Here is a 22,356-nt window from a genome sequence, read left to right as displayed (position 1 = left end):
CAGGAGCAAAAGAATGATCATCAGCATGATCGCGGCAATGGCGCAGGATCGAATTATTGGTAAAGACAATCAGATGCCTTGGCATTTACCGGCAGACTTTGCGTGGTTCAAGCGCTGCACTATGGGTAAACCTGTTGTGATGGGGCGTAAAACCTATGAGTCTATCGGTCGACCTTTACCTGGGCGTGCAAATATTGTGATCAGCCGAGACGCGAGCTTGACTATCGAAGGGGTGACAACCGTGACCTCAATTGAAGAAGCAATCCAAGCCGCCAATGGTGCAGAAGAGTTGATGATCATTGGTGGTGGCACTATCTATGAAGCGTGCCTCGCCCAAGCCGATAAGCTGTATGTTACCCACATTGATGCGCAAATCGAGGGCGACACTCAGTTTCCACAATGGGGCAGTGAATACAAAGAGACTTACTCTGAGACTTATTCAGCGGACGAGAAGAACGCGTATAACATGCGTTTTGTTGTGCTAGAAAAGTAGCACTTACCTTCAACGACGAAAACTAAAAAGGCTAAGTGATCACTTAGCCTTTTGCTTTTTAACCCGATACCGTTACAGCGCTTGTTGGGTAAAGAACTTCTTATCTTCCCACCTCAACATGGTCAAGCTACCTCCCCAAACGCAGCCAGTGTCTAAGCCAATCGCATCGTTACCAAGATAACCTTCTAATGCTGCCCAGTGTCCAAATAGTATGGTTTTGTTGAGCTTAATGCGGTTCTCCAGCTCAAACCAAGGCACTAAGCCTGCTTGCTTAATTGGGTCAGGGGGGAGTTTGCATTCCATATCCAGTCTACCGTCAGCAAAGCAGAAACGCATGCGTGTATAGGCGTTAATGATATAGCGGTAGCGGTCTAAGCCGATTAAGTCTTCGCGCCAAGCGTCTGGTTGGTTGCGGTACATGTTCTCTATCAACCAAGTCCAATCATCACTTTGTAAGATGGCTTCTACTTCTCGCGCATTTGCTCTGGCTTGTTTAAGTGTCCATTGTGGCGAAATACCTGCGTGACACACTACAAACTCATCGTGTTCGGCAAGCAGCGGTTGATGTCTGAGCCAGTTCAACAACTCTTTCTTATCGTGTGCGTGGAAAATCGATGCGGTTTTGTCTTTGTTCTTGACCTTGTGAATGCCAAGTGAAACGGCAAGAAGGTGCAAATCATGATTGCCTAAGACCACTTTGGCGCTATCGCCGAGTGAGCGTACAAAGCGCAGCGTCTCCAAAGATTTAGGTCCACGCGCGACTAAATCACCAGCCACCCAGAGGGTATCTTGTTTAGGGTTGAAGCTGGCTTGCTCAAGTAATAACTGCAGTTCGTCAAAGCAGCCCTGGATGTCACCAACGATGTATGTGGACACGAGATTATCCTAAGTCAGGGTTAATTGAGAATGTTAGGTAATGCGAGACGGAAAGGTTCGATTTCAGCGATGAACTCCTGGCCTTTTTCATCCTGCATAATGTACTGACCTTGCATCACGCCAACCGGTGTTTCAAGTGCTGTACCGCTATTGTAGGTGTATTCGTCGTTGCCAAGAATAAACGGCTGTTGACCGACCACGCCATCGCCTTCAACAGTCATCTGTTTACCATTCGCGTCTGTAATCAACCAACGTCTACTGATCAGTTGAACGGTCTGAGTGCTGAGGTTTTTGATCGTAATGATGTAAGCAAACACATAGCGATTCGCCGTTGGTTGAGATTGCTCGGGGATATATTTGGTGTGGACTTGGACTTTTATACAAGGGGTTGCTTCCATTTAGACTCCTGCTTAAAGCCAAAAAATTAGAGTTGTAGGCCAAGGCGTACAACTCTAATTATAAGAAGATTATTTGTGGTTTGCGTCTAGCCAGTTCGCGAGATCGACAAATTGCTCCAAAGTGAGATTCTCTGGACGCATGCCTGGGTTGATACCAAGCTCTTCCAGTTTCTCTGCACTGACTAGCGCTTTGTAGCAGTTACGAACCGTTTTACGGCGCTGGTTGAAACCTTCACGGCATACGCGTTCTAGCCAGTTTAGGTTAGTCGCAGGATAAGGCAGCACTTCATAAGGCATCAAACGTACAACCGCTGAATCGACTTTTGGTGGCGGTACGAACGCTGTAGGTGGTACTTCGAGTACTGGCACAACTTTACAGTAGTACTGCGCCATCACTGTCAGACGGCCATACGCTTTCGAACCTGGGCCAGCAGCTAGACGGTTCACCACTTCTTTTTGCAGCATAAAGTGCATGTCTTGAATGTCTTTATGGAACTCAAAAAGGTGGAACATCAGCGGCGTCGAGATGTTGTATGGCAAGTTGCCAAAAATACGCAGCTTGTTGTTTGGCTTCACCAGCTGCGCGAAGTCGAAGCGCATTGCGTCGCCTTCATGGATAGTCAGTTTGTCAGCCAGCTCTGGGTGGTTGCGTAGTCGCTCGGCAAGATCCCGGTCAAGCTCGATAACGGTAAATTTATCGACTTCGCGGCCAACAGGTTCAGTGATCGCACCAAGACCCGGGCCGATTTCAACAAGGTTCTGACCTGGTCGCGGGTTAATTGCAGAGACAATACCGTCGATAATGTATGGATCATTTAAGAAGTTTTGACCAAAGCGTTTACGCGCTTTGTGCCCTAAGTGGACATCATTTCTCATAAGTTTCTCAAGTTAACTGGTTTTCTTCTCGACTAGCTCAATCGCGTGAGCCAGCGCAGTTCTAAAGCTTCCTGTGTCCGCGTTACCCGTCCCTGCAAGGTCTAACGCGGTGCCGTGATCAACGGAGGTCCTGATAAAAGGTAAGCCCAAAGTGATATTCACTGAGCGGCCAAAGCCTTTGTATTTTAGTACAGGAAGTACCTGATCGTGATACATCCCAAGTACTGCGTCAGCTTCTTGAAGGTATTTTTCATTGAAGATAGTGTCCGCCGGAAGCGGTCCTATCAGGTCAATGCCATCACGTTGGCGCAGTTTTTCTAGTGTTGGTGTGATGGTTTCAATTTCTTCTCTACCGAGACAACCATCTTCACCGGCGTGTGGATTCAGTCCACACACGTAAATTTTTGGCGACGGAATTGCAAACTTCTCCACTAAATCTTTGTGGAGAATATGAATGATTTTTTCCAGCCTTTCCTCTGTGACGGCTTTAGATACATAAGCCAAAGGAATATGTGTTGTCACTAATGCGACGCGCAGTCCTTCTGTCGCGAGCATCATCACAACCAATGGGGTGTTAGATTTTTCGGCAAAAAACTCGGTATGACCACTAAACGCCACACCTGCACGATTAATAACCCCTTTGTGTACAGGGCCGGTGACAATAGCATCAAATTCACCATTCATACAGCCTAATGCAGCTCTTTCTAGTGTTTTTAATACATAGTGACCGTTCGCTTCGTTTAACTGGCCTGTCACCGTCGCTTGTGCAAGCGGCACATGGTCAACGATCAACGACCCTGCTTGTTGTGCGATAGGCTGTGATTGCGCGTCGTAGTCAATCAGATTGACGTCAATATTCAACTGCTTAGCGCGTTCTTGTAGCATGGTTTTATCTGCGCACACGACAATTTGGTGTGCCCAACTGTCTTTTGACAGCGCAAGTACTAAGTCTGGCCCAATCCCTGCCGGCTCTCCAGCTGTTACGATGATGCGTTTAACTGTCATCTTCATCGTCCTTGATGATTTCGATATAAGCGCTTGCGCGTAATTCTTGCAACCATGCGCTGACTTCTTCATTGAATTTACGGTTAAAGAGAATGCGGTAAGCTTTGTTCTTCAACGCTGAGTCTGTGCGGTCTACCTGACGACGGTCGAGTACTTCGACAATGTGCCAACCATGTACCGTTTTAAATGGTTCGCTGATTTGTCCAATTGGTAGTGTATCCACCTGAAGTTTGAATTCTGGTACATAAATGTCCGAAGTCTGGTAGCCCAATTCACCGTCTTGGGCTGCTGAGCCTGGGTCTTCACTGTGCTGTTTGGCCATTTCACCAAAGGTGGCTTCGCCAGCATTGATACGCGCAATGATGTCGTTCAGTTCACGCTGAACACCTTCATCACTGAGGATCACTGTTGGACGAATCAGAATGTGTCGAGCATTAATTTCAGTTACTGCAACGGTTTCTAAGCCTTTCACATCCTCGATTTTCAGAATGTGGAAACCCACGCCGCTGCGGAACGGACCAATCACACTGCCCTTGTTTTGCATCGTGATTTGGTCAGCAAAGATGGTTGGCATTTCTTCTTTACGCATCCAGCCCCAATCACCACCTTGAAGCGCCTTTGGGCCTTTAGAGTAGGTGTATGCCATCGTACTGAAATCAGCGCCAGAGTTGAGCTTATCGACAATTTCTTGCGCTTGAGCTTTAATTGTTTCTGCGTCATCCCCGTCGTTGAGTCGCAGCTGGATGTGACCAATTTTGTATTGCACCGTGGCGTTACTTTCCTGAGCAAGAATGCTCGCCAAGTTATCGACTTCTGCTGGAAGAATGTTGATGCGGCGGCGCACTAACGCATTACGTGCTTCACTGGCTGAGATTTCTTTGCGAATTTGCTCACGAAACTCTGCGTAGTTCAGTCCTTCCGCTGCTAAAGACGCCGTCAGCTGTTCAACTGACTGGTTGTTGTTACGTGCGATTTCTTCAATTGCTTGATTGAGGCGGTTGTCGTCAATACGAACGCCAATACGTTCAGCTTCTTGCTGTTGTAAGGTGTCAATGATTAGCTTTTCAGTCACTTGCTGGCGCAATACGTCTTGTGACGGTAGAGCTTGACCGCTCTTATTTGCGTTTGCTTTTAACGATTTGATCGAGGTGTCGATATCGCTTTCCAAGATAACGCCACTATTTACAATGACTTTAATCTGATCGAGTTCGACAGGTTGCGCGTTGGCCAAGTTCATTTGACCAATTGCGACCAATGCTAACAGCGACTGTTTCCAAAATTTCATTCGTAGTCCTATACATCTTGTTTGCGGCACGTGGCCGCAAACTGAAAAATTAGTTATTCAAGAAGAATGGGCGGCCATAACCTAAAGAGTTGTCACTGCCTGTATCACTACCCAAGTTGGTACCGAAACCGATAATGCCAAAGTTCACGCCAAAGTTATTTTCATAATCTGGATCCGCATTCGGATAACTGGTGAAGTTAGGATCCCAGTCGCGTAGCTGTTCACTATAGGTAAAACCAATGTACCAACAGTCGTCGGTATATTGCAGCTTCGCCATCCACTCTAACGATTCGTCGGTGGTTAAATCGTAGAAGTACTGCACACTGCTGTTCCAGTTATGGTTGATCTTGTAGCTTGCTAGTAAACCGGCTTGAGAAATACCTTCTTCCGTAATCGTGTCTAATTCACCCAGGCTATCACCGAGGGTGTTCTCGATGTAATCGAGCGTGACATAGCGGTAGTTAGCTTGCACATAGCCTCGGTCGAACTGATACTCGAGCGTACTGTTGGCCATTTGGACTTCTGTGGTATCCACGTCGTATTGGATGCCACCATGATAAAAGACGATATCGTCGTAGTTGAAATCCATCTCGATTGCCCAGGCTGAGTAATGAGACGGTTTGTCTGACGTTATATCTAGACGGTCGTCTTTATCAAGGTAGATAACTTGTCCAAACGAGATATTTAGGCGCTCTTTATAGTTTTCATCAAAGAAGCGCGAACTTGCACCGTAACTAAATTGGTTTGCGGCCTTAATCTTATCAATACTACTGTATTTTCTGCTTCTAAACAGGCCGTAATAGTCGGCTTGTAGCAAGGTTGTATCATAGTTCGCAATATTGTCTTGATCTTCTTCTGGTACATACAGGTATTGGATTTGTGGTTCCAATGTTTGTGTGTAGCTATCAAGAATCACGGTATCTCGCTCAAGCACGATACCAGCGTGAGAGCGAAACTCAGGAATAAATCGGGTGACTTCTTCTTCCAATTCAGAATCAATCACGCCATCAAGGTCTTGTTGGTAATAAGTCCCTAAGAAGCGTGCTTCCGTTACCCACGAACCCCAAGTCGTACCTAAAGGAATGGTCAGGCCAGGCTCGACGTGAACACGAGTCGCGGAAGGTTTGCCGTCGGCATCTGTATCGAAACGGGTTACCTGACTTTTGACATCGAAATCGAGATAACGCAGTAACTCAGGTGCGTAATAGTTAAATGTCAGCTGAGGCAACATCATGTACGGCAGGTTGTCTCGGTCGGTAAGAACTTGAAAATCTCGCGTCAGTAACGTTGCATCCCAATTAGATGCACGGTACTGCACACTACCTTCTTGCACTAACTGACCGTCTTCGCGTTTACCGATACTAGAGTCCACATCGGTGAAGTAGTCAATATCACTGACTTTTGAGTAGTCGACATGGAACTTCCACGATTTTTGGTAGATGCCATCGTGTTGGTATTGGAAGCCCCAACGGTCACCTTTTTCTGTGTATTTTCGGTCATCGGGTAAAAACTCAGAATCCAGAGAGCCTTCCCCAAAGCTGGTCAAGTAGCGGAATTTGTTGTTTAACTGTGTGCCACGCTGCTGCATGTACTTGACGGTGGTTTCCAAGTCGTAGTTTGGCGCAATGTTCCAGTAAAACGGAACGGCCATTTCGTAACCGTCACTTGAACCATACGAGACGGTTGGGTAGAGGAAACCCGTCTTACGTGTATCACCGATTGGCACCGTAACGTAAGGTAAGTAGAATACGGGCACATCTAAGATTTCAAAGCGCGTGTTGTAGAACGTTGCTTCTTCTTCGTCTTGGTCAACATCAATGTCTGAAGCTCGGATACGCCATGATTTGTCCCCTTCAGGACACGAAGTGATGCTGCCATCGTCGATTTCATAAACCGCTTTGCCTGTTCTGGCGATGTAAACCGCGTCTCCACGACCTTGTTCACAAAGGAATTCATACTTTGTGTTTTCCAGCGTCATTTCATCGCTGTTGAGGTTATTTGTCGCTTTATCTGAGGTGGTTTTTATTGCACCATCACTGAAGGTTACATTGCCTTCCGCGACAATGATGTTCTCTTTCTGGTGCAGCGTAACTTGATCAGCTTGTACGCGTTTATTACCTTGTACGACAACCACATTGCCTTTGTAAGTGGCTCGTTGACCATTAATGGCTTCTAGCGTGTCGGCTTCGACTTTTACTGGTTGCTGATTCGGGTTTTCTGGTTCAGGCTCATCGATCAAACATTGATCTATAGCGGGCAGTTCCTGCACACTATCGTCTAACATAGCTTCTGCTTGAGTCTGAGGCACGAAAAGAGCAGCACTGATTGAAGCGGCTAACACGGTGCGGGAGAAAGGTGACATCGAGTTTTACTATCCTGTTGATCTGGGTATATCCGGTTATAGCTTCCAAGCCATATGCAGGGACTAAAGTCTCTGGGCAGTGGGTGACCGAAATTAAAATAAAACGGTTCTTATAATAAAGGAATTTGTAGCTTACAGCACTATCAGACCGCTATACGACGAAAAAATTCATAGATGAGAGCACATAATGCATATTTTTGGCAAAATTCTGGGTGGCTTTTTTGGCTTTTTATTCGGAGGCATATTTGGCGCACTGTTTGGGGCATTTATCGGGCACCAATTCGATAAAGCTCGCCGATTAAGAAGTGCAGGTTTTCATACCAATTTTGGTAGTGGACCGTCACAAGCGCAGCGACAAGAAGAGTTTTTCAAAGCGGCGTTTGCTGTGATGGGGCACGTTGCGAAAGCAAAAGGTCAGGTTACACGCCAAGAAATCCAACTGGCGAGCACCATGATGGATCGAATGAACCTGCACGGGGAACAGCGTAAAGCCGCTCAGGACGCGTTTCGTGAAGGTAAAGATGCCGATTTTCCGTTGGAATCAGTTCTTGAGCGAGTAAGAATTTCAGCGGGTGGTCGCTTCGACCTGATGCAGTTTTTCTTAGAACTGCAAATCTCGGCGGCGTTTGCCGATGGTGATCTGCATCCAAGTGAGCGCAGCGTATTACATAAAGTGGCGCAAGGGCTCGGTTTCTCATCTGAACAGCTTGAACAGCGTTTAAGAATGCAAGAAGCGGCTTTTCGCTTCCAGCAAGGTGGCTTCGGTGGTCATGCGGGAGGTGGACATTCTCATCAATCTGGCAGTTGGCAACAAACCACAACGGCAGACCAGTTAAGTGATGCATACAAACTGTTGGGGATCGATAGTAATGCGGATGCTAAAACTATCAAGCGCGCTTATCGGAAACTGATGAATGAACATCATCCAGACAAACTGATGGCGAAAGGTCTACCACCGGAAATGATGAACGTTGCGAAAGAAAAAGCGCAAGAAATTCAGAATGCTTACGACCTGATTAAGAAAAACAAAGGGTTTTGATACGCGCAGAAATACCGGGTTGAAATCTAACCTTATGAGATTCTCGCTTTTGTCTAAACCGAGAATCTCATATCGGAGTATTAGGTTAAATTACTGTTAATTTTTTCGCTGATGTTACTTGGTGCGACTACTATCAATGGAGGGCTTTTTCAACTAAGGGAATACAATGAAAATCCTTCCTCCTTTTCTTGGTTTGTTGTTGGCGTTAGGTAGTACTGCCGCGCTATCCAATGGTAACTACCAACTAGATCCCAACCTCTCTTCGGTGAGCTTTGCGACGACCAAAAAGCAATACGTTGTAGAACCTGCAACGTTAAATCTACTCTCTGGTGCTTTGAGCGAAAAGGGTGAATTCCAAGTCATCGCCGAACTTAAAAGTTTAAGTACAGGTGTACCAATTCGCGATACTCGTCTCAATGAACTGTATTTTGACTCTGCTAAATACCCAAACGTGACGGTATCGGGTGTTGTTGACTGGCAAGCGTTGGCAGATGGCCCAGTAAAAACCAACATATCAGCGGATGTTTCTATGTATGGCAGTACTAAGAAGATGGATTTCCCAGTCATTATTGTGCCTACAGATAACTACCTTACCGTCAGTTCATCTGCGGTAGTCGTCGTGAATGCGGCAGATTTTGGTATCCCAACGGAAAATTTAGCTAAGTTAGCAGAAACGGTGGGGGGGATTGAGATCTCTACTCAGGTTCCGTTGACGCTTTCGCTCACTTTTATAAAGTGATATACGTTTGCTATCAATGTGGTAAACAATAATAAAAAGCCTGATGAGTGATCATCAGGCTTTTTCTTTGTAAGGAATCGCTGGCGTTATTGAAGTCGTAACAGACTAGATAGATAAGTTTTCTACCGTGCTGGATAACCGTTTCGCGTCTTCAATAATCATCATCAATGGTGCCTGCGGTTTTTACTGTGTGACTTTCTCCAAGCGTGGTTTTCTCAATCACGGTCTGAATTTGCTCTGATGATTTTTTCTTAGTGGGGGACAAAGCCAAATATCCTTGTTTGCCAACTCTATAAGAATTAACACTGTGAAATGAGTTTAGTAGGCGATCTCATACCTGCAACGTAGGAAAGAATGAAAAGCGTATCTACATCTGGTTTCTTATCCAAATTGAGCCTTATGCAAATAAATAATCGCCAAATGCAAAAAAGGCGTAGTAGGGATTAACCTGCTACGCCTTTTCGAATTTGGTGGCCCCTCGCAGACTTGAACTGCGGACCAATCGATTATGAGTCGACTGCTCTAACCACTGAGCTAAGGGGCCTTGATAGGGCAATGATTATAGGGGATGAAGATCAAGCTGTCTAGCCAGAGGTAAGGGTAAATGCGCTTAGATTTTATCCACTTAAATCCGTTAAATACAAAAAAGGTGAGCAATAGCTCACCTTTTCATCAATTAGCGTGTTGTGCCTTTTTTAGACTTACTCGTCTAGGAAGCTGCGCAGGGTCTCTGAGCGGCTTGGATGGCGCAGTTTACGCAGTGCTTTCGCTTCAATCTGACGGATACGTTCACGAGTAACGTCGAACTGCTTGCCCACTTCTTCAAGAGTGTGGTCAGTGTTCATATCAATACCAAAGCGCATACGCAGTACTTTTGCTTCACGAGGCGTTAGGCCTGCCAATACATCTTTTGTTGCAACGCGTAGGCTGGTCATGGTCGCTGAGTCTACAGGTAGCTCTAGCGTAGTATCCTCGATGAAATCACCTAGATGCGAATCTTCGTCGTCACCGATTGGTGTCTCCATTGAGATTGGCTCTTTAGCGATCTTCAGTACTTTACGGATCTTGTCTTCCGGCATTTGCATGCGTTCAGCCAGTTCTTCCGGTAGCGGTTCACGACCCATCTCTTGCAGCATTTGACGCGAGATGCGGTTCAGTTTGTTGATCGTTTCGATCATGTGAACCGGAATACGGATAGTACGAGCTTGGTCTGCGATCGAACGAGTGATCGCCTGACGAATCCACCATGTCGCGTAAGTCGAGAACTTGTAACCACGACGGTATTCGAACTTATCTACGGCTTTCATCAGACCGATGTTACCTTCCTGGATAAGATCCAAGAACTGTAGACCACGGTTGGTGTATTTCTTCGCGATAGAAATTACAAGACGTAAGTTCGCTTCAACCATCTCTTTCTTCGCACGGCGAGCTTTTGCTTCACCGATAGACATACGACGGCTGATGTCTTTAATGTTCTGGACCGTTAGAGAGGTTTCTTCTTCAATCGCTTTCAGCTTCATGATCGAGCGGCGAATGTCATCTTCGCTGCGACGAATCTTGTCTGCATATGGCTTGTCTGAAGCAAGAATCTCATCTAACCAAGCTTCGCTTGATTCGTTACCCGTAAATAGAGCGATGAATGATTTCTTCGGCATCTTGCCGTATTCAACTGTCGCTTTCATAATGAGGCGCTCTTGAGTACGAACACGTTCCATAGAGGTACGTAGTTCGTCAACAAGGTAGTCGAATTGTTTCGGCGTCAGACGGAACTCTTTGAATACGTCCAGTACTAGCTCGTGCGCGATTTGCGCTTTCGGGCTTTCCTGACCAAACTCGTTACACGCAAGTTGGTAGTTCTGGAAGGTATTACGTAGAGCAGTAAATTTCTCCAGAGCGAGCTCTGGGTCGATACCTGTATCGTCCTCTGACTCATCATCGTCACCATCCTCGTCATCTTCTTCGTCTTCTTCATCTTCATCTTCTAGATCAGACTCAGCAAGCTCAGAACCGATGTGAGTTGCAGTAGGAGCTGCAGTCTCATCAGCGTCTGGGTCTACGAAACCTGTAATCAGGTCTGTTAGACGAAGCTCTTCAGCTTGAATTTTATCAAACTGCTCAAGAATATAAGGGATAGTGCCTGGATACTCAGCCACTGCGTTTTGAACTTGGTTAATACCATCTTCAATACGCTTCGCGATGTCGATCTCGCCTTCACGAGTAAGCAGTTCAACAGTACCCATTTCACGCATATACATACGTACTGGGTCAGTCGTGCGGCCGATTTCGTTTTCTACGCTGGAAAGCGCAGCCGCCGCAGCTTCCGCTGCATCTTCATCGGTGATGGTTTCATCGTCATTCAGGGCTAGATCATCAGCATCAGGTGCTGTTTCTACAACACGGATACCCATGTCGTTGATCATCTGAATGATATCTTCTACCTGCTCTGAATCTACGATTTCTGCAGGTAGGTGGTCATTTACTTCTGCGTAGGTCAGATAGCCTTGTTCCTTGCCTTTAATGACAAGTTGTTTTAGCTGTGACTGCGGATTTTGATCCATAGACGGTATCCAACTTAGTATCTGGTGAAGGAATTAGTATGCGAGTTGCAAACCACACATAATAACAAATTAATTGTTTGCTGACTATTCGAACAGGGTTACGCTTTTAAGTCTAGCATCAAAGCTAGCAGCTCCCTTCTTTCTTCGGTTGATAAACCGACACTTCTTTCTTTAGCCTGCAGGTTTTCAATTTGTTTTTCGACGCACTGGGCAAGAATGTTGTCCAATGAATCTAAAAATATATCTTGTTCGTTGTCTTCATCGAGGGGGATTTCCCACCCGGCAAGACGAGAGAGTAAAGCCTCGTGGCTTGTATTTCGCCAATTTTCCATCAACTGGCCTGTGCTTATATTGGGATGCTGATGACAATATTCAAGCACTTCAACAAATAATCTTAGTCCTGGTACTGTTAAGTCTCTCACACTTGACAGATCTGGCACCAATTGAGCATAGCTCGGATTTTGTACCAGTAATGCGATAACCTCTCGCATCGGCGTACGTTTTATTTTTTTATGTGGCTGAGGTCGAGTTTCGCCAGTTTTTTGTCGCGCCTGACGCAACCTGTTATCGAAGCCGGTACGCTCATCGAGCAATTTTTCTAGCAGCTCTTGAAAATAGGGATCAGGGATCTGGTTGATCAAAGCGCTAGCGTGCGCGCGCAAGGCCGATTTACCTTCGTTGCTGCCAAGGTTAAGTTGGTGCATTTCGATCAAGTTATCAAACAAATAGTTGGATAACGGCGTGGCTTGTTTGATCTGTTGCTCAAACGCCTCTTTGCCATATTTTCGGATGTAGCTATCCGGGTCTTCTCCGTCTGGTAGAAACAAGAACTTCAGTGTGTTACCTGTCTTCAGGTACTGCAACGCATTTTCTAGTGCGCGCCAAGCGGCTTCTTTACCAGCGCGGTCACCATCATAGCAACACACCACTGTGTTGGTTTGACGGAACAACAATTGAATGTGATCGCCTGTAGTCGAAGTACCTAGAGAGGCGACAGAGTAATCGACACCGTACTGCGCCAGCGCGACCACATCCATATAGCCTTCGACCACTAAAATCTGCGACGGTTCGCGATAGGCTTGCATCACTTCGTAAAGGCCGTACAGTTCTTTGCCTTTGTGGAATATCGGTGTCTCTGGCGAGTTGAGATACTTTGGCGTACCTTCGCCAATGACGCGTCCACCAAAACCGATCACTCGGCCACGACGGTCACGAATCGGGAACATCACACGACCACGGAAGCGGTCGTAGCGGTTGCCCTTGTCGTTTTCGATCAACATACCGCCAGATACCAACATATCTTGCGTTTGCTGGTTTTGACCAAAGTTCTTACGAACTAAGTCCCACTCGTCCGCGACATAACCGATACCAAACTTGTGGACGACTTCTCCAGATAGACCACGGTCTTTCAGGTAATCAATCGCGATTTTACTGCTCGAAAGCTTGAGTTGATCGCGATAGAACTGAGCAATGCTGCCCATTAAATCGTAAAGGTTGCGCTTTTGTTCGGTGCTGGCCTGCGGTCGATTGGATTGAAAATGACCATTGCTGCTTTGCTCTCTAGGAACGTCTAAGCCTAAAAAAGACGCCAGTTCTTCAATTGCTTCAGGGAACTCTAAACGCTCGTACTCCATCATAAAGTCGATGGCATTGCCATGCACACCACAGCCGAAACAGTGATAAAACTGCTTTTCTTGGCTAACACTGAATGAAGGGGTCTTTTCGTTATGGAAAGGGCAACAAGCGCTGTAGTTTTTGCCTTTTTTCTTAAGTTTTACGCGTGCGTCAATGATATCGACGATATCAAGTCGGGCGAGTAGGTCATCAATGAAACTGCGAGGGATGTGTCCTGCCATAAAACCTAACAAAGAAAGAAAATACAGTAGTAGATACAAACAAGCCGTGCGTTCCAAAGGATAGCACGGCTTGCTGCAAATATTGTTGGATAATTAAGCCAGTTTAGAACGAACTAGACCACTTACTTTACCCATATCTGCGCGCCCTTGAATCTGAGGCTTAAGCACGCCCATTACTTTACCCATGTCTTGCATGCCCGCAGCACCAGATTCTGTAATCGCACTTTCAATCAGTACAGCTACTTCTTCATCTGTTAGCGGTTGAGGCATAAATTCCTCAAGTACAGCAATTTCGGCCTGCTCAGCATCGGCTAAGTCTTGACGACCCGCTGATTCGAATTGAGCGACAGAGTCGCGACGTTGTTTAACCATTTTGGTCAGTACAGCAAGAATGTCGTCGTCGCCCAGAGTGATCTGTTCATCAACTTCACGTTGCTTTACTGCTGCAAGAGCTAAACGAATAGTACCAAGGCGCAATTTGTCCTTGGCTTTCATCGCTAATTTTTGCTCTTCTTTGAGTTGTTCAATAAGAGCCATAACTATAATCCTTTAGGACTTAGCTATTAGTACAGGCGAACGCGACGAGCGTTTTCGCGAGCTAGCTTCTTAGCGTGACGCTTTTGAGCTGCTGCTTTAGCGCGTTTGCGAACTGTAGTTGGTTTTTCGTAGTGCTCACGACGACGCACTTCAGAAAGGATACCTGCTTTTTCGCAAGAGCGCTTGAAACGACGTAGAGCTACGTCGAACGGTTCGTTTTCACGTACTTTAACTACTGGCATATGCCTTTCACCTCAGGGGTTAATTCGTTAATGCTGACTTCACAGTACTTAGCTTAGTTGCTAGGTCTACAATCAGCTTGATCAAAAATGGTGCGGAATTTTAATCCGATCACTACGGCTTTGTAAAGCACTTTGTCGATTATAGTATGTACAAAATTTGTTTGAACGGCGCTAGCAATGTAATATTGCGCCAATTTTGAATCATAGACAGAAACATCCAAGGTAAACCATGCGCATTATCGGTATCGAAACCTCTTGTGATGAAACAGGAATTGCGATTTACGACGATGAGAAAGGGCTGCTTTCTCATCAACTATACAGTCAGGTAAAGCTGCATGCAGACTACGGTGGTGTAGTGCCTGAGCTTGCTTCCCGCGATCACGTAAAGAAAACCATTCCTCTGATTAAAGCAGCAATGGCAGAAGCGGAGCTGACACCAAAAGATATTGATGGGGTGGCGTATACCGCGGGACCTGGTTTAGTCGGCGCACTGTTGGTTGGTGCGACGATTGGCCGCAGCCTTGCTTACGCTTGGGGCGTACCTGCTGTGCCTGTCCATCATATGGAAGGTCACCTGTTAGCGCCAATGCTGGAAGATAACCCACCACCGTTCCCATTCGTTGCGGTACTGGTATCGGGCGGACATTCTATGATGGTGGAAGTCAAAGGGATTGGTGAATACAAAATCTTGGGTGAGTCAATTGATGATGCGGCTGGCGAAGCGTTTGATAAAACCGCGAAACTGATGGGCTTAGATTACCCAGGTGGTCCGCTACTGTCGAAATTGGCAGAAAAAGGCACACTAGGTCGTTTTAAGTTCCCTCGTCCGATGACAGACCGTCCGGGTTTAGATATGAGCTTTTCTGGACTGAAAACCTTTACGGCTAATACTATTGCTGCAAACGGTGATGACGAGCAAACTCGCGCAGATATCGCGTTGGCCTTTGAAGAAGCGGTTTGTGCAACCTTGACCATCAAGTGTAAACGAGCCCTTGAACAAACGGGTTTCAAACGCATCGTGATTGCTGGTGGTGTCAGTGCAAATCGCCGTTTACGTGCGGATCTGGAACAGCTTGCGAAAAAAGTGGGCGGTGAAGTGTACTACCCAAGAACCGAGTTCTGTACTGATAATGGTGCGATGATTGCCTACGCAGGTATGCAGCGTCTGAAAAATGGTGAAGTAGCGGATCTGTCGGTTCAAGCGACACCTCGTTGGCCAATTGACCAGCTAGAACCGCTTTCATAACCAGCCAATATTTACAAAGGTCGCCATTCAGCGCGGCCTTTTTCATTTATAACGATTGCAACAACCAGTTGGTAAAGGTCGTTTTATCGACTTTCTACTGATCAAGATAACGGAACAAACAATGCAAAAGTTACCAAAGCACAAGTTTTCTATTGATGGCCGCGAAATGGCTTATTTGGACCAAGGGCAAGGGCCTGTCGTGGTGTTCGGGCACAGCTATCTGTGGGATAGCAACATGTGGGCACCACAAATTGCGGCACTGAGCGATAAGTACCGCTGTATCGTTCCTGAATTTTGGGCGCACGGCGATTCTCAATTTGCGCCAGAAACCACACGCTCGCTCACTGATTACGCGAAACAAATCGTCGCTTTGATGGATCACTTAAACATCGATGAATTTTCTATTGTTGGTTTGTCGGTTGGCGGCATGTGGGGGACTGAAGTCGTGAACTTGGTTCCGCAGCGTGTTAAGTCATTAGTGCTAATGGACACCTTTGTTGGTTTAGAACCTGAAGTGATGCACAACAAATACTTCGCCATGTTGGATACCATTGCTCAGGCGCAAGTTGTTCCGGAAGCGATTGTTGAGGCGGTAACGCCACTCTTTTTTGCTCGCAACGCACAGCAAGATTCTCCAGAGTTGGTGAATGGTTTCCGTCAGCACTTAGCTTCGTTGGCTGGAGAGCAAGCGGTTGAAGTCGCGCGAATGGGTAAGATGGTGTTTGGTCGTCGTGACCAGTTTGAAGACATTGAAAAGTTTGCCTTGCCTGTGTTGATCGCTGTCGGTCAAGAAGATACACCGCGCCCTGTACTTGAGTCTTACCTGATGCAAGATTGCATTGCGGGCTCTGAACTGGTTCAAATTCCTCAGGCAGGACATATTTCCAATTTAGAACAACCAGAGTTTGTTTCTCAAATGTTGGAGCAGTTTTTGGCGAAACACGCCTAGCAGCAGTGATTCAATAACAATAAGGCCTCTATTTAAGAGGCCTTATCAAGTCCTTTCTTTTTCTCTCCCACTTTCGGCTCAGTGCCATCCAGCAGGCGTTTAATGTTCTGGTGGTGTCTAAATACAATCAAACAACATAGCATCGCAACGGGCAGGGTATATTGCGGCTTAAACATCCAAGTGTAAAACGGTGCCAATAACACAGTGACCAATGCCGCGAGAGATGAATAACGAAACGTAAGCGCGACTGCTAACCACGTGGCCAGCACCATCGCGGTAAAGTCCAGACCGATTGGCGCAATTGCGCCTAGAGCGGTGGCAACGCCTTTTCCGCCTTTAAAGTGGAAGAAGATTGGGTACATGTGACCAAGACAAGCAGCAATCGCGATTACACCTAAGATGATCGGTTCAATATCAAGGAAGAATGCGCCCCATACCGGAATGGTACCTTTAAGCATGTCACACAGTAATACTGCAGCTGCGGCTTTTTTCCCGCCGATACGCAAAACGTTGGTCGCACCAGGGTTGTTTGAGCCTACTTTTCTTGGATCAGGTAGGCGAAGAATACGACAAATCAGCACCGCACTAGAGATCGAGCCTAATAAATAGGCGCCGATGATCAGTACTAGGGCTAGTGGGGTCATAGTGATTTACTCGTCTTTAAGAGGTGTTTGCCAAGCAAGTAATTGATATCATATCGCGCTTGAGACTCCCAAACTACCTACAGAATGGTAATTTGAGGGGGGAATAGTACGACTTTTTAATAAACTTGGGTATCCGACCTCTAAAGGAAGCAACGCGCATGGATAAAGTATTTATCGAGCAATTAGAAGTAATTACGACTATTGGTGTTTATGACTGGGAACAGGAAATCAAACAAAAGCTCGTACTCGATATCGAAATGGCACACGACAATCGTCCCGCTGGTAAAAGTGATGATGTGAAAGACGCGTTGGATTATGCGACGGTGAGTGCTGCGGTACTTGAACATATTGAAGGTGGCCGTTTTCTACTTGTAGAACGCGTTGCAGAAGAGATCGCGGAGTTAATCATGGCGCGTTTTAATGTGCCGTGGATAAAGATCCGTCTGGCTAAGCCGGGTGCGGTTCCTCAAGCGAAAAGCGTTGGTGTGATCATCGAGCGAGGCCACGCATGATCACCTGCTACATTGGGGTGGGTTCCAATGTGGAAAGGCATAAACATATTGAGGCTGCCGTAGCAGAGCTCAGCACGCTTGGCGATAACTTGCGTTTATCGACCATCTACGAGTGCGAAGCGGTTGGCTTTGCTGGTGACGCCTTTTTCAATCTTGTCGTAGAAATGAAAACGGCGTTAAGTTTGGCGGATTTTTCGCGACAGCTACGTCAAATTGAGCTCAAATGGGGGCGCTCAGAGCACGCGGCCAAGTTTCAGCCCCGTACAATCGACCTCGACATTATCTTGTTCGGTGATTGTGTGTCGGATCAAGATCCACAGCTACCACGCAGTGACATCTATAAATACGGTTTCGTCATTAAACCGCTGGTTGAGTTGTGCCCTGAACTTATCGTTCCTAAGGATGGTCGAATGATACGCCAAATCTGGCAGGAATCTTCTTATAAGGAAGTACTCACCTCGGTAGAACCGTGGTTCGATATCCCCAAATAATAATGAGAATACAATGAGTTATTTTGAAGCGTTTATTTTGGCTTTGATTCAAGGCCTGACTGAGTTTTTGCCTATTTCTAGCTCCGCCCACCTGATTTTGCCGTCGGCTATTTTAGGCTGGGAAGACCAAGGGTTGGCGTTTGATGTAGCGGTGCACGTCGGTACTTTAGCTGCCGTAGTGATCTATTTCCGACGCGAAGTGGTCTCTCTACTGAGATCATTTTTTGCTTCGATCTTTAAAGGTGAACGCAGCAAAGAAGCCAAACTGGCTTGGATGATCGTCATTGCGACTATACCTGCGTGTGTTTTCGGCTTGCTGATGAAAGATTTCATTGAGCTGTATCTGCGTAGCGCTTGGGTAATTGCAACGACCACCATCGTGTTTGGTTTGCTGCTTTGGTATGTTGACAAGAATTCGACACTGACGGATGACGAATACACAGCCGATTGGAAAAAGTCGCTTTTCATTGGTATCTCGCAAGCACTGGCGATGATTCCTGGTACGTCGCGCTCCGGAGCGACGATCACTGCGGCGCTTTATCTTGGCTTTACCCGTGAAGCCGCAGCGAGATTCTCATTCCTGATGTCGATTCCCATCATCATGCTGGCGGGAAGCTACCTTGGGCTTAAACTCGTTACCAGCGGTGAGCCTATTCATGTCGGTTTCCTACTAACTGGTATCGTCACCTCATTTATCAGCGCTTACATCTGTATTCACTTCTTCCTCAAATTGATCTCTCGAATGGGTATGACCCCATTTGTAATTTATCGTCTATTACTGGGCGCCGGTTTGTTTGCTTACCTGTTGATGAACTAACCCTAGTATTTACAAGACATTCTGACCTGATACCAACTAAAGCAATGTCGCCTGTAGGGCGACATTGTGGTATATATGTGGTCTTTATTTTTCTCTTCTCTGAATCTAATTTATGCGAATTTTTGCACTGACTCTATTTTTGGTTTTAGGCTGGCTGCAGTTTGAATTGTGGTTTGGTAAGAATGGCATTGCTGATTTTCAATTGGTGAATGCGGATATTGAAGTTCAGCATCAAGTCAATAAAAACCTGCAAGAGCGCAACAGCGAGATGTTTGCTGAGATCGACGATCTACGCCAGGGGCTGGATGCGATCGAAGAACGTGCCCGTCATGAATTAGGTATGATCAAAGAAGGGGAGACTTTCTACCGCATTATTGGCGAGGACAGTTAATGTCATCTCCAACCACTCTTTCTGTGATCGCAATCGTACCTGCTGCGGGTGTCGGCAGTAGAATGAAAGCCGATCGTCCTAAGCAATACCTCCAAATTGCTCAATCAACGGTATTAGAACACACCATCAATAAGCTGCTTGATCACCCTTTGATCGACAAAGTGGTGGTGGCGATCACTGAAGGCGATCCTTACTACTCTGAGCTAGCCATTAGTCAGCAAGACAACGTCATTCGAGTGGCGGGTGGTAAAGAGCGCGCTGATTCGGTGCTGTCGGCATTGCAGTATGCGGCCAGCGAAAACTATCAATGGGCGCTCGTCCATGATGCCGCGAGGCCGTGTGTTCATCTTCGAGATATTGACCGTTTGATTGACGTGGCGACCCAGCATAAATGCGGCGCGATTTTAGCAGCGCCAGTCCGTGACACGATGAAACGGGCGAACAAGAACTATGATATCGACCATACGGTCGATCGCGAAGCAATGTGGCATGCCCTAACTCCACAAATGTTTAGAACTCACCAGCTAACTCAGGCTTTGTCTGCTGCACTTGAACAAGGTGTAGCGATTACCGATGAAGCTTCGGCGCTTGAATGGCAGGGAGAAAATCCTGCGTTGGTTCAAGGTAGCGCCGATAATATAAAAATAACGCAGCCAGAAGATCTGGCGCTTGCTGAGTTTTATCTACAGCGAAATAAAGGATAACTTATGATTCGAATTGGCCACGGTTTTGATGTGCATAAATTTGGCGGTGAAGGTCCGGTCATTATTGGCGGTGTTGAAGTGCCTTATGAACAAGGGCTGATCGCGCACTCAGACGGAGACGTTGCTCTGCACGCACTGTGTGATGCTTTGCTAGGCGCAATTGCAGCGGGCGATATCGGCCGACATTTCCCTGATACGGATGATAAGTGGAAAGGCGCCAATAGTCGGGATCTACTGCGCGATGTATATCGCCGCGTCAAAGAACACGGTTACCGATTGGGTAACGCCGATGTAACGATTATGGCTCAAGCGCCGAAAATGGCTCCGCACATTGAAGCTATGTGCCAAACCATCGCTCAAGACCTCGAAACCAATATTGGTAACGTCAATGTCAAAGCAACAACCACCGAGCGTTTGGGTTTTACAGGACGAAAAGAAGGCATCGCGACAGAAGCGGTGGTTTTACTGGTTAAGCAATAACACAGTTATGTGCAGCGTTTGACTCATTGAGCTCCGCTCGTAATGGAACAATATATGTCTGATATTCTATCTTCTCTGGCTTACCTCAATGGTAAACCGACCGCCACTGGCAAAATTAAAGCGAAAGCAGAACACTTCCAAGTGAATGAAATCTTGGGTTACGAGTTTGCGGGTAGCGGTGAACATTTGATGGTTCGCATCCGTAAATCCGGTGAAAACACCAGCTTTGTTGCCAATGAACTGGCGAAAGCGTGTGGCGTCAAGTCGAAAGATGTAAGCTGGGCTGGTCTGAAAGATCGTCACGCGGTGACTGAGCAGTGGCTGAGTGTTCACTTACCCAAAGGTGAAATGCCAGACTTTAGCGAGTTCCTCGCTCAGTATCCTAGCATTGAGATCTTACAGACCACCCGACACAACAAAAAGCTGCGTCCGGGTGAGTTAGCCGGTAACCAATTTATGGTGACGCTATCGGAAGTGAGCGACGTTGAAGATGTACTCAAGCGTTTAGAATCGATTTCTCAGACGGGTGTACCGAACTACTTCGGTAGTCAGCGCTTTGGCAATAACGGAAACAACCTCGACGAAGCGCGCCGCTGGGGACGAGAAAACGTTCGCACTCGCAATCAAAACAAACGCAGCTTGCTGCTATCGGCTGCTCGTTCATGGATTTTTAATAACATTCTATCTGCGCGTATCGAGCTGGGATTGTTTGATCAGGTTGTGGAAGGCGACATTATTGAAACGGCGTCAGGACAGTCGCTGGTGGATGCCGAACACATTCAATCCGCAACAGAGCAAGTAGCCAAGGGAAATGCGGTGTTGACTGCAGCAATGGCGGGCGACAATCAACTTCCAACCCAAGCGCGAGCGTTGGAGCTAGAGCAACCACATTTAGACAACGAACCAGATTTGATGGCGTTGATCCGCGGTAACCGTATGCGTCATGACCGACGTGCGATTTCACTTAAAGCACAAGATTTAACTTGGAGTGCAGACGAAGACTCCATCACGCTTAAGTTCTCGTTGGATGCCGGTTGTTTCGCAACGGCTATCGTGCGTGAGCTGATTGAAGAGATCGAAGTGGAGCGTAGCTACTAATGGAAACCAAAGCGCTGAAGATTTTATTAAGCAATGATGATGGCGTTCATGCTGAAGGCATCCATGCGCTTGCTGAATCCCTGAAAGATATCGCGGATGTCACAATAGTTGCGCCGGATAGAAACCGTTCAGGCGCGTCGAATTCTTTGACCTTAGAGCAACCGCTGCGCGTTACTGCAATCGCACATCAGGTCTACTCTGTGCAAGGTACGCCAACAGACTGTGTGCATTTTGCGCTAAATGAACTGATGAAAAATGATCTGCCGGATCTTGTGTTAACAGGGATCAACCATGGTGCGAACTTAGGCGACGATGTGCTCTATTCTGGTACGGTCGCGGCGGCGATGGAAGGGCACTTTCTCGGTGTTCAATCGGTCGCATTTTCACTGGTTGGCAAGCATCACTTTGCGACCGCGGCGTCAATTGCACGACAAATTGTTGATCAACACCTTAATGCGCCGATACCGACAAACCGTCTGCTGAACGTCAATGTTCCGGATCTGCCCGTTGAACAACTCAAAGGCATTCATGTCACGCGTTTAGGTGCTCGTCATCACGCTGAAGAGATGATCAAGCAGCAAGATCCTCGTGGTCATGATATTTATTGGTTAGGTCCTCCTGGTAAAGAACAAGACGCCGGTGAAGGGACTGACTTTTACGCGGTTGACCAAGGGTATGTTTCAGTAACGCCTTTGCAAGTCGATTTAACCGCGCATGAGTCGTTAGCGAGTATGGGTGATTGGTTAAAGGGTAAGTAA

The 22,356-nt window shown here is 46.7% G+C and carries 24 protein-coding genes and 1 tRNA gene; 13 read left to right on the top strand and 12 right to left on the bottom strand.

Annotated features, from left to right (window positions below):
- Positions 1-13 precede the first annotated feature (13 nt).
- A complete protein-coding gene (gene folA / locus HCZ42_RS02330; protein ID WP_167419167.1) occupies positions 14-493 on the top strand; it encodes a type 3 dihydrofolate reductase in 480 nt (159 codons plus the stop codon).
- A gap of 72 nt (positions 494-565) precedes the next feature.
- Here folA and apaH read toward each other — a convergent pair whose 3' ends face one another.
- The 6 genes from apaH to lptD form a co-directional block, all read right to left on the bottom strand.
- Positions 566-1,369 (bottom strand): bis(5'-nucleosyl)-tetraphosphatase (symmetrical) ApaH, encoded by an 804-nt coding sequence (apaH, locus tag HCZ42_RS02325; protein WP_167419166.1) that lies wholly within the window; start codon positions 1,367-1,369, stop codon positions 566-568.
- Between the two features lie 20 nt (positions 1,370-1,389).
- On the bottom strand, positions 1,390-1,767 hold the full coding sequence (gene apaG, locus HCZ42_RS02320; protein WP_167419165.1) for a Co2+/Mg2+ efflux protein ApaG: 378 nt from the start codon (positions 1,765-1,767) through the stop codon (positions 1,390-1,392).
- Between the two features lie 69 nt (positions 1,768-1,836).
- On the bottom strand, positions 1,837-2,643 hold the full coding sequence (gene rsmA / locus HCZ42_RS02315; RefSeq protein ID WP_167419164.1) for a 16S rRNA (adenine(1518)-N(6)/adenine(1519)-N(6))-dimethyltransferase RsmA: 807 nt from the start codon (positions 2,641-2,643) through the stop codon (positions 1,837-1,839).
- A 12-nt stretch (positions 2,644-2,655) separates the two neighbouring features.
- The gene (pdxA, locus tag HCZ42_RS02310) at positions 2,656-3,648 is read right to left on the bottom strand and encodes a 4-hydroxythreonine-4-phosphate dehydrogenase PdxA (RefSeq protein ID WP_167419163.1); all 993 of its coding nucleotides are present in this window, start codon (positions 3,646-3,648) and stop codon (positions 2,656-2,658) included.
- Complete coding sequence (gene surA, locus HCZ42_RS02305; protein ID WP_167419162.1) at positions 3,638-4,933, bottom strand: peptidylprolyl isomerase SurA; 1,296 nt, start codon at positions 4,931-4,933, stop codon at positions 3,638-3,640. The genes pdxA and surA overlap by 11 nt, the downstream gene beginning before the upstream one ends.
- A gap of 49 nt (positions 4,934-4,982) precedes the next feature.
- Positions 4,983-7,295, bottom strand: coding sequence for an LPS assembly protein LptD (gene lptD, locus HCZ42_RS02300; RefSeq protein ID WP_167419161.1), 2,313 nt, complete (start codon positions 7,293-7,295; stop codon positions 4,983-4,985).
- A 187-nt stretch (positions 7,296-7,482) separates the two neighbouring features.
- Here lptD and djlA point away from each other — a divergent pair, with 187 nt between their 5' ends.
- A complete protein-coding gene (gene djlA / locus HCZ42_RS02295; protein ID WP_167419160.1) occupies positions 7,483-8,334 on the top strand; it encodes a co-chaperone DjlA in 852 nt (283 codons plus the stop codon).
- Positions 8,335-8,500: 166 nt separating this feature from the next.
- A complete protein-coding gene (locus tag HCZ42_RS02290) occupies positions 8,501-9,073 on the top strand; it encodes a YceI family protein (RefSeq protein WP_167419159.1) in 573 nt (190 codons plus the stop codon).
- A gap of 468 nt (positions 9,074-9,541) precedes the next feature.
- Here HCZ42_RS02290 and HCZ42_RS02285 read toward each other — a convergent pair.
- The 5 genes from HCZ42_RS02285 to rpsU all read right to left on the bottom strand — a co-directional run bounded on the left by HCZ42_RS02285 (position 9,542) and on the right by rpsU (position 14,266).
- Positions 9,542-9,617 (bottom strand) — tRNA-Ile (locus HCZ42_RS02285).
- A gap of 157 nt (positions 9,618-9,774) precedes the next feature.
- Positions 9,775-11,631, bottom strand: a complete 1,857-nt coding sequence (gene rpoD, locus HCZ42_RS02280) for an RNA polymerase sigma factor RpoD (protein WP_167419158.1) — start codon at positions 11,629-11,631, stop codon at positions 9,775-9,777.
- 98 nt (positions 11,632-11,729) lie between these two features.
- The gene (dnaG, locus tag HCZ42_RS02275) at positions 11,730-13,487 is read right to left on the bottom strand and encodes a DNA primase (RefSeq protein WP_167419157.1); all 1,758 of its coding nucleotides are present in this window, start codon (positions 13,485-13,487) and stop codon (positions 11,730-11,732) included.
- A gap of 93 nt (positions 13,488-13,580) precedes the next feature.
- Entirely contained in the window at positions 13,581-14,024 is a 444-nt protein-coding gene (locus HCZ42_RS02270) for a GatB/YqeY domain-containing protein (RefSeq protein ID WP_167419156.1), read from the bottom strand.
- Positions 14,025-14,050: 26 nt separating this feature from the next.
- The gene (gene rpsU, locus HCZ42_RS02265) at positions 14,051-14,266 is read right to left on the bottom strand and encodes a 30S ribosomal protein S21 (RefSeq protein WP_001145625.1); all 216 of its coding nucleotides are present in this window, start codon (positions 14,264-14,266) and stop codon (positions 14,051-14,053) included.
- A gap of 229 nt (positions 14,267-14,495) precedes the next feature.
- Between rpsU and tsaD the strand changes: the two genes are divergently transcribed.
- Both tsaD and HCZ42_RS02255 read left to right on the top strand, forming a co-directional pair.
- A complete protein-coding gene (tsaD, locus tag HCZ42_RS02260) occupies positions 14,496-15,512 on the top strand; it encodes a tRNA (adenosine(37)-N6)-threonylcarbamoyltransferase complex transferase subunit TsaD (RefSeq protein WP_167419155.1) in 1,017 nt (338 codons plus the stop codon).
- A 121-nt stretch (positions 15,513-15,633) separates the two neighbouring features.
- Positions 15,634-16,461 carry an alpha/beta fold hydrolase gene (locus HCZ42_RS02255; protein ID WP_167419154.1) on the top strand — a complete coding sequence of 276 codons (828 nt, stop codon included), beginning with the start codon at positions 15,634-15,636 and terminating at the stop codon, positions 16,459-16,461.
- A 32-nt stretch (positions 16,462-16,493) separates the two neighbouring features.
- On the opposite strand, the gene plsY is transcribed toward HCZ42_RS02255, so the two are convergent.
- Positions 16,494-17,105: a glycerol-3-phosphate 1-O-acyltransferase PlsY gene (gene plsY, locus HCZ42_RS02250; RefSeq protein ID WP_167419153.1), complete on the bottom strand. Its 612-nt coding sequence runs from the start codon at positions 17,103-17,105 to the stop codon at positions 16,494-16,496.
- Positions 17,106-17,263: 158 nt separating this feature from the next.
- Between plsY and folB the strand changes: the two genes are divergently transcribed.
- From folB to surE, 8 genes are all read left to right on the top strand, one after another.
- Positions 17,264-17,617, top strand: a complete 354-nt coding sequence (gene folB, locus HCZ42_RS02245) for a bifunctional dihydroneopterin aldolase/7,8-dihydroneopterin epimerase (RefSeq protein WP_167419152.1) — start codon at positions 17,264-17,266, stop codon at positions 17,615-17,617.
- On the top strand, positions 17,614-18,108 hold the full coding sequence (folK, locus tag HCZ42_RS02240; protein ID WP_167419151.1) for a 2-amino-4-hydroxy-6-hydroxymethyldihydropteridine diphosphokinase: 495 nt from the start codon (positions 17,614-17,616) through the stop codon (positions 18,106-18,108). Before folB ends, folK begins: the two co-directional genes overlap by 4 nt.
- Before the next feature lie 13 nt (positions 18,109-18,121).
- The gene (locus HCZ42_RS02235; protein ID WP_167419150.1) at positions 18,122-18,925 is read left to right on the top strand and encodes an undecaprenyl-diphosphate phosphatase; all 804 of its coding nucleotides are present in this window, start codon (positions 18,122-18,124) and stop codon (positions 18,923-18,925) included.
- A gap of 112 nt (positions 18,926-19,037) precedes the next feature.
- Entirely contained in the window at positions 19,038-19,316 is a 279-nt protein-coding gene (gene ftsB, locus HCZ42_RS02230) for a cell division protein FtsB (RefSeq protein WP_053408739.1), read from the top strand.
- Positions 19,316-20,020: a 2-C-methyl-D-erythritol 4-phosphate cytidylyltransferase gene (ispD, locus tag HCZ42_RS02225; protein WP_167419149.1), complete on the top strand. Its 705-nt coding sequence runs from the start codon at positions 19,316-19,318 to the stop codon at positions 20,018-20,020. The genes ftsB and ispD overlap by 1 nt, the downstream gene beginning before the upstream one ends.
- 3 nt (positions 20,021-20,023) lie before the next feature.
- On the top strand, positions 20,024-20,500 hold the full coding sequence (ispF, locus tag HCZ42_RS02220) for a 2-C-methyl-D-erythritol 2,4-cyclodiphosphate synthase (RefSeq protein WP_167419148.1): 477 nt from the start codon (positions 20,024-20,026) through the stop codon (positions 20,498-20,500).
- Between the two features lie 54 nt (positions 20,501-20,554).
- Positions 20,555-21,598 carry a tRNA pseudouridine(13) synthase TruD gene (gene truD / locus HCZ42_RS02215; protein WP_167419147.1) on the top strand — a complete coding sequence of 348 codons (1,044 nt, stop codon included), beginning with the start codon at positions 20,555-20,557 and terminating at the stop codon, positions 21,596-21,598.
- A complete protein-coding gene (gene surE, locus HCZ42_RS02210) occupies positions 21,598-22,356 on the top strand; it encodes a 5'/3'-nucleotidase SurE (protein WP_167419146.1) in 759 nt (252 codons plus the stop codon). The genes truD and surE overlap by 1 nt, the downstream gene beginning before the upstream one ends.

This window comes from Vibrio hepatarius, from assembly GCF_011806575.1.
GTDB lineage: Bacteria > Pseudomonadota > Gammaproteobacteria > Enterobacterales > Vibrionaceae > Vibrio > Vibrio hepatarius_A.
This window is presented reverse-complemented; position numbering and strand designations above follow the sequence as displayed.